This window comes from Polaribacter marinivivus (assembly GCF_042651285.1).
Taxonomy (GTDB): domain Bacteria; phylum Bacteroidota; class Bacteroidia; order Flavobacteriales; family Flavobacteriaceae; genus Polaribacter; species Polaribacter marinivivus.
Genome location: NZ_JBHSCY010000001.1, coordinates 360011 through 376855 on the forward strand (window position 1 = coordinate 360011; position 16845 = coordinate 376855).

Genomic DNA, 16845 nt, shown 5'->3' on the forward strand with positions numbered 1-16845 from the left:
ATATTAAAAAGATGAACGAAGAAATTGAATTTATTTTAGATACTGCTAAAGAAGCAATGAGTAATGCAATTACTCACTTAGAAAAAGAACTAATTTCAATTAGAGCTGGTAAAGCTACACCTGCTATGTTAAGTACAGTTATGGTAGATTACTATGGTTCTCAAACACCACTTGCTCAAGTTGCAAATGTAAATACACCTGATGCAAGAACTTTAAGTATACAGCCTTGGGAAAAAAACATGTTGCAAGAAATAGAAAAAGCAATACAAATTGCTAACTTAGGTTTAAACCCAATGAATAATGGTGACTTAATAATGATTAATGTACCACCATTAACAGAAGAAAGAAGAAGAGATTTAGCTAAACAAGCTAAAGCAGAAGCAGAACATGCTAAAGTTGGTGTTAGAAATGCAAGAAAAGATGCTAACAACGATATTAAAAAAGTGGATATATCTGAAGACATGAAAAAAAATGCAGAAGCAGATGTTCAAACTTTAACTGATAGCTATGTTAAAAAGATTGATGAAAAATTAGCTGTTAAAGAAAAAGAAATTATGACAGTTTAATTTTAATGTATATAATTAAAAGTATAAAGAGCGTTTAAAACGCTCTTTTTTATTTTTAAAGACCACTTCAAAATTAATTACCTTTGCAAAAATATTTTTAATGAATTTCTGGACCAAAGTAGCAAGTTTAATTCTTAGAAACCGTTATTTAGTTTTACTTCTAATTGGAATAATTACTGCGTTTTTAGCTTCTCAAATGAAATATATGAAGTTTTCATATACAGAAGCAAACCTATTACCAGAAAATCATGAAGCTAATTTAGAATACAACAAGTTCTTAGAAATATTTGGAGAAGAAGGTAATTTAGTAATACTTGGTGTTAAAGATTCTACCATTTTTACTCCTCAAAAATTTAATGCTTGGAATAATTTAGTTAAACAATTTAATGGTTTAGAAGAAATATCTTTTACCCTCTCTATTGCTGATATTAAAAAATTAAAAAAAGATACTAAAAATAGAAAATTTGTTTTAGAACCTCTTTTTGACAAAAACCCAAAATCTACTGAAGAAGTTTTAGCCATAAAAAAACAGCTTTTTGAGAATCTCCCTTTTTACGAAAACTTACTTTTTAATAAAGAAACAGGTACTTTACAAACTGCAATCTATATTAAAAAAGAAATCATAAATACTCCTAAAAGAAGAGACTTTATCTACAAACAATTAATACCAATAGTAGAAAATTTCGAAGAATCTTACAATGTAGATATTCGAATTTCTGGTATGCCTTACATAAGAACTTTAAATGCGCAAAACATACAAGATGAAATTTTATTATTTGTAGTTGGTGCATTATTAATAACAGCTGTTATTTTCTTCTTCTTTTTTCGATCTTTTAGAGCCACTTTTATAACTTTATTAGTAGTAATTATAGGTGTTACTTGGGCCTTTGGTTTTATTGGTTGGTTTCGATATGAAATTACAGTATTATCAGCTTTAATTCCACCTTTAATAATTGTAATTGGAGTGCCAAATGCTGTTTTTTTAATTAACAAATATCAACAAGAAATAAAAAAACATGGTAACCAAGCAAAATCTTTACAAAGAGTAATTTCTAAAATTGGAAATGCTACTTTAATGACAAATATTACTACAGCCTCTGGTTTTGCAACTTTTGTATTTGTAAAAAGTAATTTATTACGTGAATTCGGAATTTTAGCTTCAGTAAATATCATTAGTATTTTCATTCTAGCTTTATTGATTATACCAATTATTTATAGTTTTATGCCATTGCCAAAGAAGAAACATTTAAATCATCTTGAAAGAAGATGGATTGAAAATGTGGTAAATTGGATGGAAAAAACAGTTAAAGAACAACGAATTGGAATTTATTTTGCCACAGTTTTTTGTATCATCTTAGGCATCATTGGTATTTATCAAATTAGAGTTTCTGGTAGTTTAATAGAAGACATGCCAAAAAGTTTAGCTTTTTATAAAGACATTAAATTTTTTGAAAATGAATTTGGAGGTATTATGCCTTTAGAAATTTTAATTGATACAAAAAAAGATAAAGGAGTCATGAAATTATCCACCTTAAAAAAGATGGAAAAAATTAATGAAACCATAGAAGCTTTTCCAGAATTATCGAAATCAATATCAGTTATAAATCTTGTAAAATACTCTAAACAAGCTTATTATAAAGGAAACCCCAAATATTATCAACTACCCACAAGTCAAGAACAAAGTTATATTTTTTCATACACTAAAAATTCTGATAGTAATGCAAGCATGCTAAATACCTATGTAGACTCTACAGGACGTTATGCAAGAATGACAACCTTTATGAAAGATGTAGGTTCTGATAAAATGGATATTATTCAAGAAAGATTAAAAGCAGTTATTGATAAAGAATTCTCATCAGAAAAATACGATGTTTCATTAACTGGTAAAGCTTTAGTTTTTATAAAAGGCACAAACTATTTAATTAAAAATTTAGTCTTTTCTTTATCGTTAGCAATTGTTTTAATTGCTCTTTTTATGGCATGGATGTTTAGATCTCCACAAATGATTTTAATATCACTTTTGCCAAATATTTTACCATTACTAATAACAGCAGGCTTAATGGGCTTTTTCGATATCCCAATAAAACCATCAACTATTTTAGTGTTTAGTATTGCATTTGGTATTTCTGTTGATGACACCATACATTTTTTAGCAAAATATAGACAAGAATTAATTGCGAATAAATGGAGAATAAAGCCCTCTGTTTATGCAGCTTTACGAGAAACTGGAGTAAGTATGTTTTACACGTCTATTGTATTATTTTTTGGTTTCTTAGTTTTTACACTTTCTAGCTTTGGAGGCACAATTGCTTTAGGTGGCTTGGTTTCTGTAACCTTACTTTTAGCAATGGTTTCTAATCTTTTACTATTACCTTCTCTACTATTAACTTTCGAGAAAAAAATAGCAAATAAAAAGGTATTTAAAAAGCCTGCTATTCCTATTTTTCCAACAAATGAAACAAAATCAAAAAGATAAGTTTTAGGCTTTTCTTAATTGTGCATCTTATAACAAAAAAGTATCTTTACGTTTTAAAATATCAGATTAAAACATACCAAATAGAAAGATACTATGATGTCTACAAATGTTGAAGAATTACTAAAATCAGAAGCACTTTTACAAGAAATAAATGTAAAAGGATGGGTAAGAACGTTTAGAAGTAATCGTTTTATTGCGTTAAATGATGGTTCTACTTTAAAAAATATTCAATGTGTTATCGATTTTGAAAACACTCCAGAAGAAACTTTAAAGAGAATAACTACTGGGGCTGCAATAGAAGTTAAAGGGACTTTAGTAGAAAGCCAAGGAAAAGGACAAAATGTTGAAATTCAAGTTTCTGAAATAGAAATTTTAGGAGATTCAAATCCAGATGAATATCCTATTCAACCTAAAAAACATAGTTTCGAATTTTTAAGAGAGAATGCACATTTAAGAATGCGTACAAATACTTTTAGTGCAGTAATGCGTGTACGCTCTAAGCTATCTTTTGCAGTTCATAAATACTTTCAAGAAAATGGTTTTAACTATGTAAATACACCAATTATTACAGGTTCTGATGCAGAAGGTGCAGGAGAAATGTTTAAAGTAAGTGCTTTTGAGCCAAATAAAGCGCCACTAACAGAAGATGGAAAAATAGATTATTCTAAAGATTTTTTTGGCAAGGAAACTAACTTAACAGTTTCTGGGCAATTAGAAGCAGAAACTTTTGCAATGTCTTTAGGAAAAGCTTATACATTTGGCCCAACTTTTAGAGCGGAAAATTCTAACACCACTCGTCATTTAGCTGAATTTTGGATGATTGAACCAGAGGTGGCTTTTATGGATTTAGATGGCAATATGGATTTAGCTGAAGATTTTATAAAATCTGTTTTAAATGATATTTTAGAAAATTGTAAGGACGATTTAGCATTTTTAGACCAAAGATTAACGCAAGAAGAGAAAAGTAAACCACAAGCACAAAGAAGTGAAATGAGTTTGTTAGAGAAACTTAAATTTGTGGTAGAAAATAACTTTAAACGTGTTTCTTATACAGAAGCTATAGATATTTTAAGAAACTCTAAACCAAATAAGAAGAAAAAGTTTCAGTTTCCAATAAACGAATGGGGTGCAGATTTACAATCTGAACATGAACGCTTCTTAGTTGAAAAACATTTTAAATGTCCTGTTATTTTATTCGATTATCCTGCAAATATTAAAGCATTTTATATGCGTTTAAATGATGATGGAAAAACAGTTAGAGCTATGGATGTTTTATTCCCTGGAATTGGAGAAATTGTAGGAGGTTCTCAAAGAGAAGAACGTTATGATGTTTTAGTTGAGAAAATGAAAGCCTTAAACATAGAAGAGAAAGAATTATGGTGGTATTTAGATTTACGTAAATACGGAACTGCAGTTCATTCTGGATTTGGTTTAGGTTTCGAAAGATTAGTGCAATTTGCAACTGGTATGAGTAACATTAGAGATGTTATACCTTTTCCAAGAACACCACAAAATGCAGAATTTTAATTAAATTTTAGTATATTTTAGTAAATGTTAAAACAAAGCTTACAATATAAATTATTGCAAAAATTATCTCCTCAACAAATTCAGTTGATGAAGTTAATACAATTGCCTACGCAAGCTTTTGAAGAACGTTTAAAACAAGAAATTGAAGAAAACCCTGCACTAGATACTGGAAAAGAAGAGTCAGATACTTTCGAAGATGATATGTCTAATGAATATGATGATACAGGAACAGAAAAAATAGATGCTGAAGACATTAATATAGACGAATATTTGAGTGATGATGAAATACCTTCATATAAAACTCAAGCAAACAATTATTCTTCTGACGATGATGAGAAAAATGTTCCTTATGCAGCTGGTACTTCTTTTCATCAATCATTAAAAAATCAATTAAACACTTTTTCACTAAATGACGAAGAAAAATCTATAGCAGAATTTTTAGTAGGTAGTATAGATGACAGTGGGTATATTAGAAGAGAAATTTTAGATTTGGTAGATGATTTAGCTTTTACTGCTAACATTTTTACAACCGAAGAAAAAGTGCTTTCTGTCTTAAAAAAAGTAGTGCATAATTTAGACCCAATTGGAGTTGGAGCAAGAGACTTAAAAGAGTGTCTAATCATTCAATTAAAGTCTAAAGAAAAAAATAAAACTAGAGCTTTAGCCATTAATATTCTTGAAAATGCTTTTGATCATTTTGTAAAAAAACATTACAAAAAATTATTAGAAAAATTTTCTATCTCTGAAGATGAATTGAAAGAAGTTAATACTGAAATTTCTAAATTGAATCCAAAACCTGGTAGCTCTTATTCTGGAAATAATAAAATCGCAGAACAGATAGTTCCAGATTTTTCTATTAAAATTATTGACGGCGAATTAGACTTAACTTTAAACTCTAGAAATGTTCCAGAATTGCATGTCTCTAAAGAGTATAACAACATGTTAAAAGGTTACCAAGAATCTAACGTTAAAACAAAATCTCAAAAAGATGCAGTGTTTTTTATCAAACAAAAATTAGACGCTGCAAAATGGTTTATAGACGCTATAAAACAACGTCAGCAAACACTTTTGGTAACTATGAATACCATAATGCATTATCAATATGAATACTTTTTAACTGGTGATGAACGTAAGCTTAAACCAATGATTTTAAAAGATATTGCTGATAAAATAAACATGGATGTTTCCACTGTGTCTAGAGTCGCAAATAGTAAATATGTTTCTACACCTTATGGTACTAAATTAATTAAAGAATTCTTTTCTGAATCAATGAAAAATGATCAGGGAGAAGATGTATCTACCAGAGAAATAAAAAAGATTTTAGAAACAGTAATTCAAGAAGAAGATAAGAAAAAACCTCTTACAGACGAAAAGCTTTCTAAAATTTTAAAAGAAAAAGGATATCCTATAGCTAGAAGAACAGTTGCTAAATATAGAGAGCAATTAGAGTTACCAGTAGCAAGATTACGCAAAGAAATTTAATGAAATTTCAAAAATATATTTCTGCAATTATACATCCAATTGTAATACCTACAATAGGTGTTATGATTTATTTTTTATTAGTACCAACTACGTATACAAGTGCTCAAAAATTCACTGTTTTAAGTGCTGTTTTTGTAATTACTTATTTAATACCTCTATTTACTCTTTTAGTTTTTAAAAAATTAAAGCTTATAGATTCTTATAAAACAGAAACTATAAAAGAAAGAAGATTACCTGTTTTGTTAATGGTAATTCTTTTTTATTTTCTAGCAAATACTTTAAATAGTACTTTAATTTTAAAAGATTTAACGTTGCTATTCTATGCATCATCTCTTGGTTTACTAATTATATATATCTTATTTTATTTTAAATTTAAAATGAGTATACATCTATTTTCTTTAGGTATTTCAACAGGTTTTTTTTTAGTATTATCAGAAATCTATAGTCAATCTTTCTTATTGGTTATTATAATTTTATTATTTCTTTCTGGTTTAGTTGCAAGTGCTAGATTACATCTAAAAGCACATAATAAGTTAGAAGTATATTCAGGTTTTTTTGTTGGAATTATAGCAGTTTTTGCTACCTATTTTATATTATAGAATATAAAAAATTAATCCAAATTTTAAAACACTTGTATCAATTGAAGCACCATTAAAAGATGCATTTTCAAAAATTGGAGTTAAGCTATAAAAAACATTAAAATTAAATTCATCATAGCCAGCAGAAAGTGTTAAACCATATTGAAATTTTCGATAAGCGTTTACATTTTTGTATTGAAAAGAAGAAGAATTTTCTGTAAAATCAAATTTATTAGATAAATTATAAAGAAATTTTATTCCTCCATAAATTCTCCAAAAATCATATCTTTTTGCATTTGAAGTTCTCCAACGAATTTCTAATGGAAATTCTAAATTACTCGCTGTATAATTATTAGAAGTTAGATTTGATCCATTACTAAAAACAGTATTACCATTTATTTCTTCTACTTTAAGTTCATGAGAAAAAGAATCAAAACCATACCCTACACCTACTGCAAAAGAAAAATTACCTTGTTTATTTAAAGTAATATCTTTTAAAAACCCTATAGATAAACCATAAGAAAAACCACTTTTTGTAATTTGTTGAGGTTGATTAAAAAACTGTGCATAAGATACAGATAGATAAATTTGATCTTCTGCATACTTGTCTCCTATTTGCAAAGAATCTTTTTGAGCATAATTGGTAAGGAAACAAAAAAGTAAAAAAAGTAAAAAATAAAACTTCTTCATAATTAATGAACGACAATTAAAGATACAATATTTTAAAATGAACATTAAAATTTATGTATAAAAAAAGCAACCTATTTTTAGGTTGCTTTTTTAACTTATTAAAATAATATTTAGTTTCCAGACCCTTTTTGAGTAGAGTAACTAATTTTAAGAGCATTTACATCTCTTAATTTTAATCTTATATCTGTCATTGTACCAACATTAGATTCTTTATCTGCTTTGATAGATGTAGTCATAAAAGGATGCATAGCTTCAGCTAATTTATCTCTTTTACTAAATATAAAAGCAGGTACTTGATCTGCAGATGCAATCTTATCATTTAATTGAATTTTATTATATCCAACCCCATCTCTATTTGGATCTTTAGATTTACCAACATAAATTGTACTTACTAAACTTTTGTCTTCTAACTTTTTAATTTCAGTAGCACTTGGTAATCTTGGGTTTTCAATTCTAAGATCGGTTTCTCTCATCGTTGTTGTAACCATAAAGAAAAACAGTAACATAAAAACAATGTCTGGTAAGGCAGCAGTATTTACTGCTGGTAATCCTTTTTTCTTTTTTCCGAATTTAGCCATATTGTTTAATTTTATAAGTTCTTAAGAAGTTGGTTCTGCATCAGAAATAATTTGAGGATATGCAATCTTGATATCTTCAACTTTCTTTCTTAATTCCTCAACTCTATCTTTTAAATCAGCGCTCTTTTTTGCATCTTTAAAAGCTTCTTCTAATTCATCAAAACTCATGCCATATCGTTGCTTAGACAACCTGTTTCTTAACTCTGTATAAGCTCTAAGTAACTCGTTTTGTACTTGAATATAAGTACCATATTCTGTTCCTCTATCACTTTGTACAGATATAATTGCTTTGTTTGGATGATCTGAAGAAGTATCGCTTCTTTCACCTTGACAGTAATCACATGGTTTTCCAGGAGTACCATCTTCACCAGGCTTACCTATTCCACCACCATTGTCTATAAACTTTTTGGCAGCTTCTTTAAGTTCTTTTATTTCCATTCTATCACCTTCTACCAACAACTCATTATTTCTGTTGATATTTACCTCAAAGATGTTTTTCTCTTTGATAATTGGTGGTACATAATCTGGTGGTGGTTTTTCTGATAACTTTTTAGAGATACCTGAGTCTACGTTCATAGTAGTGGTCACTAAAAAGAAAATCAGTAATAAAAAGGCAATGTCTGCCATTGAACCTGCATTAATTTCTGGGTTTTCTCTTCTTGCCATCTTACTTGTTTTATGATTTAACTAATCCTTTCAATAAATCCCAAACAAAGAATAAACTAGCAATTCCGCCTAAAATTACACTGTACCATATTCCAGTTCCAACCCATTTGTTTGTGCTAGAACCTTCTTCTCCACCTTCTAAAACTTTAAGACCATTAGCATCATAAACAGCAGCTGTGTCTGATAAGAAATAAGCTACTACTAAAAGAACAGCTAATACTCCTAAACCTGCTAAGGTTTTCTTTAAGTTTTCTGGGTTTCTAAACATACTCCATAAAGAAAGTACGATAGCCACTATTACTGTTGCATAAAACAACCAAGTAGAATAATAAATTAGAGGACTAATTACATTGTTCCCTAAATCTACATCTGTTTTAAGTGCTTCAGCATCTTCCATAAAAATTCTTATGAAAAGAATACCTCCAACAACAGCAATTAAGGTTATTAAGATATTTAATATTTTATTACTTTTCATATTGTTTTTTATTTTTTATACTTTACTAATAAGTCTACTAAAGAGATAGATGCATCTTCCATATTGTTTACGATACTATCGATTTTTGCAACAATATAGTTATAGAAAATTTGTAGAATAATAGCAACAATAAGACCAAATACAGTTGTTAATAAGGCTACTTTAATACCTCCTGCAACTACTGCTGGTGAAATATCGTTTGCTACAGCAATATCGTTAAATGCTCCAATCATACCAATTACAGTACCCATGAAACCTAACATTGGTGCTAATGCAATAAATAATGATATCCAAGAAACATTCTTTTCTAATTGTCCCATTTGTACACCACCATATGCTACTACAGCTTTTTCTGCTTCTTCTACTCCTTCATCAACTCTATCTAAACCTTGATAAAAAATAGATGCAACAGGTCCTTTTGTATTTCTACAAACTTCTTTAGCTGCTTCTACACCACCTGAACTTAATGCATCATCAACATTTGCTAATAATTTTTTTGTATTTGTAGTTGCCATGTTTAAATAAATAATTCTTTCAATGGCAATAGCTAAACCTAAGATTAAAGCTACTAATACAATTCCCATAAATCCTGGACCACCATCTATAAAGTTTTGCTTTAAAATTTGGTGAAACGTTTTTGCTTCTGTTACAGTTTCTTGAGCAAATGTAGATTGAACAGCTCCAAAAAACATGAATCCTATTACAGATAAGGCTTTTACTACTTTTTTCATCTTTGTTATAAATTAATTTTAATAGTTAACGGGTTAAAGATATAAATTTTCAACTCAAAAAAAGAAAATGCGAGATACTTTCTAACATATTCTAGGAAGAATAATTTATTCTTTTAAATTTCAGAGTGCCAAGTAACAAAAAATGTTAAGCATAAAAAAATTTTTTTGGTTGATTTCGTTAAAATAGACTACTTTTTTTTTTTTTCAAATTAACAATAGGGAAACTTAACATTTATTTTAGAAAATTAATCAGACATTTCTCCTCTTAAAGGCATTTCAAAATAATTCTTAAACTCAGTTTCATTTAAATTTTCTGCTAATAAATACATCATTTTTGCAACTGCAGATTCTGTTGTAATATCTTTACCACTAATTACCCCTATTTCTTTTAAAGAGAAACTTGTTTCATAATGACCTTGTTTAACACTTCCTCCAGAACATTGAGTTACGTTTACTATTTTAATATTCTTTTTTATAGCTTCCTTTAATAAATTTAAAAACCATTCTTTACTTGGTGCATTACCTGCACCATAACTCTCTAGAACAACTCCTTTTAAATTCTCTATAGCTAGAAGACTTTTTACAGTATTTTCTGTAATTCCAGGAAAAAGTTTTAAAACTAAAACATCTGTAACTAAACTCTTTCTAACAATTAAATTTTTACTTTCTTTTTTAGAATGGTATAAATAGTAATCATTAAAATATAAATTGACTCCACTTTCTGCTAAAGGTGGATAATTCATAGAGGCAAATGCTTCAAATTGTTCTGCACTAATTTTTGTTGTTCTATTTGCTCTATATAGTTTATACTCAAAATACAAACAAACTTCTTGAATTACTGGCAATCCATTTTTTTGTGAACAAGCTATTTCTATTGAGGTAATAAGATTTTCTTTTGCATCTGTTCTTAAATCTCCTATTGGTAATTGTGAACCAGTAAAAATAACAGGTTTACTTAAGTTTTCTAGCATAAAACTTAATGCAGATGAAATATAAGACATTGTATCTGAACCTGTTAAAACTACAAATCCATCAAAGTTATTATAATTGTTCTCTAATATTTCAGCTATTTCTACATAATAACTTGTATCCATATTAGAAGAATCTATTGGATCTTCAAAAGAGATAGTTTTAAGATTACAATTTAATTGTTCTATTTCAGGTATTTTATGAATAATCTGACTAAAATCAAAAGCTTTTAAAGCCTGAGTTTTATAATCTTTTATCATTCCAATAGTACCACCAGTGTAAATAATAAGGATGTTTGGTTTATTTGCCATTTTGACATTCATTCTTAATAAACTATTAAATTACAATCATTTTTTATGACACTGTGTTATTTTATTTTAAAAAAACTACAATGGAATAATTTATGTTGTAAATTTATCAAACAAAAATGATATACAATTTTAAAACAATATAAATTATGATGGGATTTTATATTTTAATTGGTGTAATTTCTTTAGTAAGTTGGCTGATTAGTAATACATTAAAAAGAAAATTTGATAAATATTCTAAAGTTTCTTTAAGAAATGGAATGAGTGGTGCTGAAATTGCAGAGAAGATGTTAGCTGATAATGGCATTTTTGATGTTAAGGTAATATCTACACCTGGTCGTCTAACAGATCATTACAACCCAAAAGATAAAACAGTAAATCTAAGTGAGGCTGTTTATAATCAAAGAAATGCTGCTGCTGCTGCAGTTGCTGCTCATGAAGTTGGGCATGCTGTTCAACATGCTACAGCTTACGATTGGTTAACAATGCGTTCTAAATTAGTACCAGTTGTTAGTATTTCTTCAAGATTTTCTCAATGGTTGGTCATTGGTGGTCTAATTTTAGGAGCTGCTTCAGGTGGTTCTGGAATTGGTTTTTATATAGCCATAACAGGTTTAGTTTTTATGGCATTAGCTACTTTATTTAGTTTTATTACTTTACCTGTTGAATATGATGCAAGTAACAGAGCATTAGCTTGGTTAAAGAATAAAAACATGGTTTCTAGAGAAGAACTAGAAGGATCTACAGACGCTTTAAAATGGGCTGCTAGAACCTATTTAGTTGCTGCTTTAGGTTCTTTAGCTATGCTTTTATACTGGGGACTTCAAGTTTTAGGAGGTAGAGACTAAAATTTATTTAAAATAATAATTTAAAATCGCTCAATGAGCGATTTTTTTATTTCTAATACTTTCATTTTGTATCTTTATTGAAACTGTAAATCTTTTGTTTTGGAATTAAATGTTTTAGGAAAACCATTAGAATCTTGTTGTACATCACCACCTACAGGTTACTTTAGAGATGGGTTTTGCAGAACAAGAGAAGATGATTATGGCACACATACAGTTTGCGCAATTGTAACAAAAGAATTCTTAGAATATTCTGCATCTAAAGGAAATGATTTAATGACACCTATACCTTATTGGAATTTTCCAGGTTTAAAGCCTGGTGATAAATGGTGTTTATGCATTTCTAGATGGTTACAAGCAGAGAAAGTTGGTAAAGCTCCATTTGTTATTTTAGAAGCAACACATGAAAAGTCTTTACAATTTACCTCTATAAAAGTTTTAAAAAAATATGCTTATAAAGAAAGTTAAATGGAAATTTTGTTACAAATACTTTCAAAATTCTCACTTTTAATTGATGCTGGATTAGTAGTTTTAATTTGGATGGTTCAACTTATCATTTACCCAAGTTTTCTTTATTATAAAAAATCAAATCTTATTAAATGGCATCAAAAATATACAACACGAATTGCTATTATTGTAGTTCCTTTAATGAGTATTCAATTAATTTATGGTTTCTTGGTTACATTTAACAACCCTATTCTTACTCATTTTATCTACCTATTGACAGTTGTCTTTTTATGGGGATTTACTTTTTTAAGTTTTGCACCAATTCATTTTAAAATTTCTGAAGGAATTGTAAAAAAATCAATGCTAAAAAAATTAAACTATAGAAATTGGATACGAACTTTTCTGTGGACATTCGTATTAATTTTACATCTATTTTTTTGCTAAAATCCAAAAAGGAAGAAATTATAAAATCTGATTTTAATCTATAAAAAAACCTTTCTTAAAAATTAGAAAGGATTTTTTATTGTGTTTAATCATTTAACTTTAAAACAGCCATAAATGCTTGCTGTGGTATTTCTACATTACCCACTTGACGCATTCTCTTTTTTCCTTTTTTCTGCTTTTCTAATAATTTACGTTTACGAGAAATATCTCCACCATAACATTTTGCTGTAACATCTTTTCTGAGTGCTTTTACAGTTTCACGTGCAATGATTTTAGCACCAATTGCAGCCTGAATAGGAATGTCAAATTGTTGTCTTGGAATTAATTCTTTTAGTTTTTCACAAATACGCTTTCCTATTCCGTAAGCATTATCTGCATGTAATAATGCAGAAAGTGCATCTACAGGTTGCCCATTTAATAACATATCTACTCTTACTAATTTCGATTTTTGCATACCAATTGGATGATAATCAAAAGAAGCATAACCTTTAGAAACTGTTTTTAATCGATCATAAAAATCAAATACTATTTCAGCTAAAGGCATATCAAAAATTAATTCAACTCTTTGTGTTGTTAAATAGGTTTGATTTACTATTTGACCTCTTTTTTCTATACACAAACTCATTACTTGACCAACAAAATCTGATTTTGTAATGATAGATGCCTTTATAAAAGGTTCTTCAACTCTATTTAATTTTGAAGGATCAGGTAAATCTGATGGGTTATTTACTTCTATAATTGTATCTGGTTCTTTATTTGTAAAAGCATGGTAAGAAACGTTTGGTACAGTTGTAATTACAGTCATATCAAACTCACGTTCTAGACGCTCTTGAATAATTTCCATATGCAACATACCTAAGAAACCACATCGAAATCCAAAACCTAATGCTGCAGAACTTTCTGGTTGAAAAACTAAAGAAGCATCATTTAATTGCAGTTTTTCCATAGAATTACGCAACTCTTCATAATCTTCTGTATCTACAGGATAAATTCCAGCAAAAACCATTGGCTTTACATCTTCGAAACCTTCGATTCTAGTAGCTGTTGGATTATTAAAATCTGTAATAGTGTCTCCTACTTTTACTTCTTTTGCTGCTTTAATACCTGTTATTAAATAACCAACATCACCTGTTTTTATTTCTTTTTTTACAACTTGAGATAATTTTAAAGTACCTACTTCATCAGCACCATATTGTTTACCTGTTGCCATAAATTTTATCTGTTGATTCTTTTTTATAGAACCATCAATCACTCTAAAATAAGTTTCTATACCTCTATAAGAATTGTAAACAGAATCGAAAATTAACGCTTTTAAAGGAGCATCAGGATTTCCTTTTGGCGCAGGAACTCTTTCAATAATTGCTTTTAAAATATTATCTACTCCAAAACCAGTTTTACCACTTGCAGGTATCACATCTTCTGGGTCACATCCTAATAAATCAACAATATCATCTGTAACCTCTTCTGGATTTGCAGATGGTAAATCAACTTTATTTAAAACAGGAATAATTTCTAAATCGTTCTCTAAAGCCAGGTACAAATTAGAAATAGTCTGTGCTTGTATACTTTGAGCTGCATCAACAATAAGTAAAGCTCCTTCACAAGCAGCAATAGAACGTGAAACTTCGTAAGAAAAATCTACGTGACCAGGAGTGTCAATAAGATTAAGAATATATGCTTCACCTTCATGAACATAATCCATTTGAATTGCATGAGATTTTATGGTAATTCCACGTTCACGCTCTAAATCCATGTTATCTAATAACTGATCTTGTTTTTCGCGTTCAGTTACAGAACCAGTATAATCTAACAACCTATCTGCAAGTGTACTTTTACCATGATCTATATGTGCAATGATGCAAAAATTTCTAATATTCTTCATTCTCCTATTTCTATCTACTTGTAATGCGCAAAGATAGGTGTTTTACGAACGTACTCAAACAAAAAAAATATAAGAAATTTTTACTTTTTTAAGATATAATAATTATCCATTTCTTCCTTTTTCATTAGGATATAAAGAAGGTAAATTATCACTTTGAAAAAAGGCTTTTGTATCTATATTCATAGCTGTAACTTTACCTTTAAAAGCAGCACCTGTATCTACATTCCAAATATTAACAGCATTCATTGGCACTTGTATACCATAATTTGTTGTTGGTGTATGACCTATATAAATTTCTTTGTAATGTCTTAATCTTTTAGGATATAAATCATGATTTACATCTATCTTTTTATCCATAACTAAAGCCATTTCCCACAAAGTTCTATCTGTACAAAATTTATGAGGATAAGATTCTTTTTCTACACCATGCATAGATGTAAAACCAGCATGTAAAAACAATCTATTTTCGTCATCTAAATAATACATAGTCATATTATTAAAAAAGCTTAGGTGATGTTGTTTTTCTTTAGGAGTAAAGCTCTCATAACTTTCTATAGTTTCTTTTCCTCCATGCATAAACCAAGCAGGATTAACATCATTATTATCTTTTAACCAATTTTCACACCAAACATCATGATTACCTTTTATAAAAATACAGTTTATTTTTTGGGATAGTTCCATTAAAAATTGAACAACTTGGGCAGACTCACTCCAACCATCTACATAATCGCCCATAAAAATTAAGGTATCTTCTTCTGTAATTTCAATTTGGTTTAATACTTGTATTAACGCTTTTAAACCTCCATGAATATCACCAATTGCAAAAGTTCTCATGATAAAAATTTTGAGCTAAATTATAATTTTTAACTCTTTGTATAGCTTTGTGTAGGTTAATTTATGATTAAAAATACTGTCCTATACCAAAAACTAATCCTCCTTTAGAATTTCCTTTAGTGTTAAGTACACTAAACCCATAATCAATTCTAAATGTTGCATTGTATATTTTTTTACTAACGAATCGTAAACCAAAACCAGAATAGATTCTAATGTTTTCTTCTTTTATAAAGTCATTTAAACTACCACCAGGATTTCTCCAAGAACCAATATCTGAGAATATATTTGTTTGTATGGCTAACCAATCTTTATCATATATTGTATATCTGTATTCTGAGTTTAATACAATGCTTCCTGTACCTCTATCTACTAAAATGCCAACACCTCTTAAATTTACATTATTATCTAAAGCAAAAGGTGCAAAGGGTGTATCTTCATTAGAAGATAAACCCACTCTTAACCTATTTGCCCAATTGCCTTTTTCTCCTATTCTTTTATAGTATAAAAAGTCGTTCCAAAAAATGTAAAAATCGTTCTGAAAATCGTTTTCTGTTAACACATATTGTGCATATAAAATACTTTTAAACCCATTTATGTATTGATAGTAATAATCTAAACTATCATAAGTATATACTAATTTTAAAAGCGCTTTATTTAGACTTAAGTTTTGAGGAATTGAGGTTGATGTTGCTCCTGATAAATACTGATATTTTTCTTTAAATAAATTGAGTCCAAAATCAATTCTATTCTTTAAATTGATTTGATGTAAGGCTAAAACTTCAAAAGAAATATTATTGTATACATAATTAGCAGATTGATTACCAAAATACAAAGGCTCTTCACTTTTCCAATTTTGGTGATTTACAGCCAAACCCCATTTCTTAGAAAACAAATTGGGTGCCCTAAAATTTACAGCATAGGTATCAAAACCATTAAATTGATAAAAGCCACCTAAAGTGATATTTCTTCCTAAAAAATTATATTCATACAACCCTAACTTGTAGGAAAACACATTATTAGTTGTTGTCCATAAATTAATTTCTGGCAATAAAGTTGCATTCTCTTCTATCTGAATTGAAACATTGTATAAATTATCATGTGAAAAGAAAACCTGATAATATGCATGAGCAATTGCAGGTAATCTTTTCAACAGAGTAATATCTTTTTCTAGAAAAGAAGAATCTAAAACAGCGTCTTTTTTAGAGTAAAGTAAGTTTTTTATAAAAGTAGTTTTCGTCTTTTTTACTCCTACTATTTTTACATCTAAAATTTTATTTTGTTGACTATGTATATTTAATAGCCAAAAGAAAAAAAAGAGAAAAGACGCTACTTTTATTTTCAATGAAA

Annotated in this window: 17 protein-coding genes; 8 read left to right on the plus strand and 9 right to left on the minus strand. The window is 28.5% G+C overall.

The window, feature by feature from the left end:
* Positions 1–11: 11 nt before the first annotated feature.
* The 5 genes from frr (at position 12) to ACFOWD_RS01685 (ending at position 6650) form a co-directional block, all read left to right on the plus strand.
* Positions 12–566, plus strand: a complete 555-nt coding sequence (gene frr / locus ACFOWD_RS01665; protein ID WP_298989434.1) for a ribosome recycling factor — start codon at positions 12–14, stop codon at positions 564–566.
* A gap of 100 nt (positions 567–666) precedes the next feature.
* The gene (locus ACFOWD_RS01670; protein WP_377407575.1) at positions 667–3042 is read left to right on the plus strand and encodes an efflux RND transporter permease subunit; all 2376 of its coding nucleotides are present in this window, start codon (positions 667–669) and stop codon (positions 3040–3042) included.
* Between the two features lie 93 nt (positions 3043–3135).
* On the plus strand, positions 3136–4569 hold the full coding sequence (asnS, locus tag ACFOWD_RS01675; RefSeq protein ID WP_298989439.1) for an asparagine--tRNA ligase: 1434 nt from the start codon (positions 3136–3138) through the stop codon (positions 4567–4569).
* 24 nt (positions 4570–4593) lie between these two features.
* Complete coding sequence (gene rpoN / locus ACFOWD_RS01680) at positions 4594–6051, plus strand: RNA polymerase factor sigma-54 (RefSeq protein ID WP_377407578.1); 1458 nt, start codon at positions 4594–4596, stop codon at positions 6049–6051.
* Positions 6051–6650 (plus strand): hypothetical protein, encoded by a 600-nt coding sequence (locus tag ACFOWD_RS01685; protein WP_298989444.1) that lies wholly within the window; start codon positions 6051–6053, stop codon positions 6648–6650. Before rpoN ends, ACFOWD_RS01685 begins: the two co-directional genes overlap by 1 nt.
* Here ACFOWD_RS01685 and ACFOWD_RS01690 read toward each other — a convergent pair.
* The 6 genes from ACFOWD_RS01690 to ACFOWD_RS01715 all read right to left on the minus strand — a co-directional run bounded on the left by ACFOWD_RS01690 (position 6645) and on the right by ACFOWD_RS01715 (position 11049).
* Positions 6645–7319 (minus strand): porin family protein, encoded by a 675-nt coding sequence (locus tag ACFOWD_RS01690; protein ID WP_377407581.1) that lies wholly within the window; start codon positions 7317–7319, stop codon positions 6645–6647. The two genes, ACFOWD_RS01685 and ACFOWD_RS01690, sit on opposite strands and share 6 nt — an antisense overlap.
* Before the next feature lie 110 nt (positions 7320–7429).
* Complete coding sequence (locus ACFOWD_RS01695; RefSeq protein WP_298989448.1) at positions 7430–7897, minus strand: ExbD/TolR family protein; 468 nt, start codon at positions 7895–7897, stop codon at positions 7430–7432.
* 21 nt (positions 7898–7918) lie between these two features.
* On the minus strand, positions 7919–8563 hold the full coding sequence (locus tag ACFOWD_RS01700) for an ExbD/TolR family protein (RefSeq protein WP_298989450.1): 645 nt from the start codon (positions 8561–8563) through the stop codon (positions 7919–7921).
* Positions 8564–8573: 10 nt separating this feature from the next.
* On the minus strand, positions 8574–9038 hold the full coding sequence (locus ACFOWD_RS01705; protein WP_377407584.1) for a hypothetical protein: 465 nt from the start codon (positions 9036–9038) through the stop codon (positions 8574–8576).
* Between the two features lie 8 nt (positions 9039–9046).
* Positions 9047–9769, minus strand: coding sequence for a MotA/TolQ/ExbB proton channel family protein (locus ACFOWD_RS01710; RefSeq protein WP_298989459.1), 723 nt, complete (start codon positions 9767–9769; stop codon positions 9047–9049).
* A gap of 245 nt (positions 9770–10014) precedes the next feature.
* Positions 10015–11049 carry an asparaginase gene (locus ACFOWD_RS01715; RefSeq protein ID WP_377407586.1) on the minus strand — a complete coding sequence of 345 codons (1035 nt, stop codon included), beginning with the start codon at positions 11047–11049 and terminating at the stop codon, positions 10015–10017.
* A 146-nt stretch (positions 11050–11195) separates the two neighbouring features.
* Between ACFOWD_RS01715 and ACFOWD_RS01720 the strand changes: the two genes are divergently transcribed.
* The 3 genes from ACFOWD_RS01720 (at position 11196) to ACFOWD_RS01730 (ending at position 12782) form a co-directional block, all read left to right on the plus strand.
* Entirely contained in the window at positions 11196–11894 is a 699-nt protein-coding gene (locus ACFOWD_RS01720; protein ID WP_298989464.1) for a zinc metallopeptidase, read from the plus strand.
* Between the two features lie 99 nt (positions 11895–11993).
* Positions 11994–12359 (plus strand): DUF2237 family protein, encoded by a 366-nt coding sequence (locus ACFOWD_RS01725; protein WP_377407588.1) that lies wholly within the window; start codon positions 11994–11996, stop codon positions 12357–12359.
* Positions 12360–12782, plus strand: coding sequence for a hypothetical protein (locus tag ACFOWD_RS01730; protein WP_377407590.1), 423 nt, complete (start codon positions 12360–12362; stop codon positions 12780–12782).
* A gap of 85 nt (positions 12783–12867) precedes the next feature.
* Here the strand turns inward: ACFOWD_RS01730 and lepA are convergent, their stop codons facing one another.
* From lepA to ACFOWD_RS01745, 3 genes are all read right to left on the minus strand, one after another.
* The gene (gene lepA / locus ACFOWD_RS01735; RefSeq protein WP_298989495.1) at positions 12868–14664 is read right to left on the minus strand and encodes a translation elongation factor 4; all 1797 of its coding nucleotides are present in this window, start codon (positions 14662–14664) and stop codon (positions 12868–12870) included.
* 102 nt (positions 14665–14766) lie between these two features.
* The gene (locus ACFOWD_RS01740) at positions 14767–15498 is read right to left on the minus strand and encodes a metallophosphoesterase family protein (RefSeq protein WP_298989501.1); all 732 of its coding nucleotides are present in this window, start codon (positions 15496–15498) and stop codon (positions 14767–14769) included.
* Positions 15499–15565: 67 nt separating this feature from the next.
* Complete coding sequence (locus ACFOWD_RS01745; protein ID WP_377407592.1) at positions 15566–16840, minus strand: outer membrane protein assembly factor; 1275 nt, start codon at positions 16838–16840, stop codon at positions 15566–15568.
* Between the last annotated feature and the right edge of the window lie 5 nt (positions 16841–16845).

Coding starts and splice junctions, on each gene's coding strand:
- frr (WP_298989434.1), top strand. CDS start 12: ATGAACGAAGAAATTGAATTTATTTTAGATACTGCTAAAGAAGCAATG.
- ACFOWD_RS01670 (WP_377407575.1), top strand. CDS start 667: ATGAATTTCTGGACCAAAGTAGCAAGTTTAATTCTTAGAAACCGTTAT.
- asnS (WP_298989439.1), top strand. CDS start 3,136: ATGATGTCTACAAATGTTGAAGAATTACTAAAATCAGAAGCACTTTTA.
- rpoN (WP_377407578.1), top strand. CDS start 4,594: ATGTTAAAACAAAGCTTACAATATAAATTATTGCAAAAATTATCTCCT.
- ACFOWD_RS01685 (WP_298989444.1), top strand. CDS start 6,051: ATGAAATTTCAAAAATATATTTCTGCAATTATACATCCAATTGTAATA.
- ACFOWD_RS01690 (WP_377407581.1), bottom strand. CDS start 7,319: ATGAAGAAGTTTTATTTTTTACTTTTTTTACTTTTTTGTTTCCTTACC.
- ACFOWD_RS01695 (WP_298989448.1), bottom strand. CDS start 7,897: ATGGCTAAATTCGGAAAAAAGAAAAAAGGATTACCAGCAGTAAATACT.
- ACFOWD_RS01700 (WP_298989450.1), bottom strand. CDS start 8,563: ATGGCAAGAAGAGAAAACCCAGAAATTAATGCAGGTTCAATGGCAGAC.
- ACFOWD_RS01705 (WP_377407584.1), bottom strand. CDS start 9,038: ATGAAAAGTAATAAAATATTAAATATCTTAATAACCTTAATTGCTGTT.
- ACFOWD_RS01710 (WP_298989459.1), bottom strand. CDS start 9,769: ATGAAAAAAGTAGTAAAAGCCTTATCTGTAATAGGATTCATGTTTTTT.
- ACFOWD_RS01715 (WP_377407586.1), bottom strand. CDS start 11,049: ATGGCAAATAAACCAAACATCCTTATTATTTACACTGGTGGTACTATT.
- ACFOWD_RS01720 (WP_298989464.1), top strand. CDS start 11,196: ATGATGGGATTTTATATTTTAATTGGTGTAATTTCTTTAGTAAGTTGG.
- ACFOWD_RS01730 (WP_377407590.1), top strand. CDS start 12,360: ATGGAAATTTTGTTACAAATACTTTCAAAATTCTCACTTTTAATTGAT.
- lepA (WP_298989495.1), bottom strand. CDS start 14,664: ATGAAGAATATTAGAAATTTTTGCATCATTGCACATATAGATCATGGT.
- ACFOWD_RS01740 (WP_298989501.1), bottom strand. CDS start 15,498: ATGAGAACTTTTGCAATTGGTGATATTCATGGAGGTTTAAAAGCGTTA.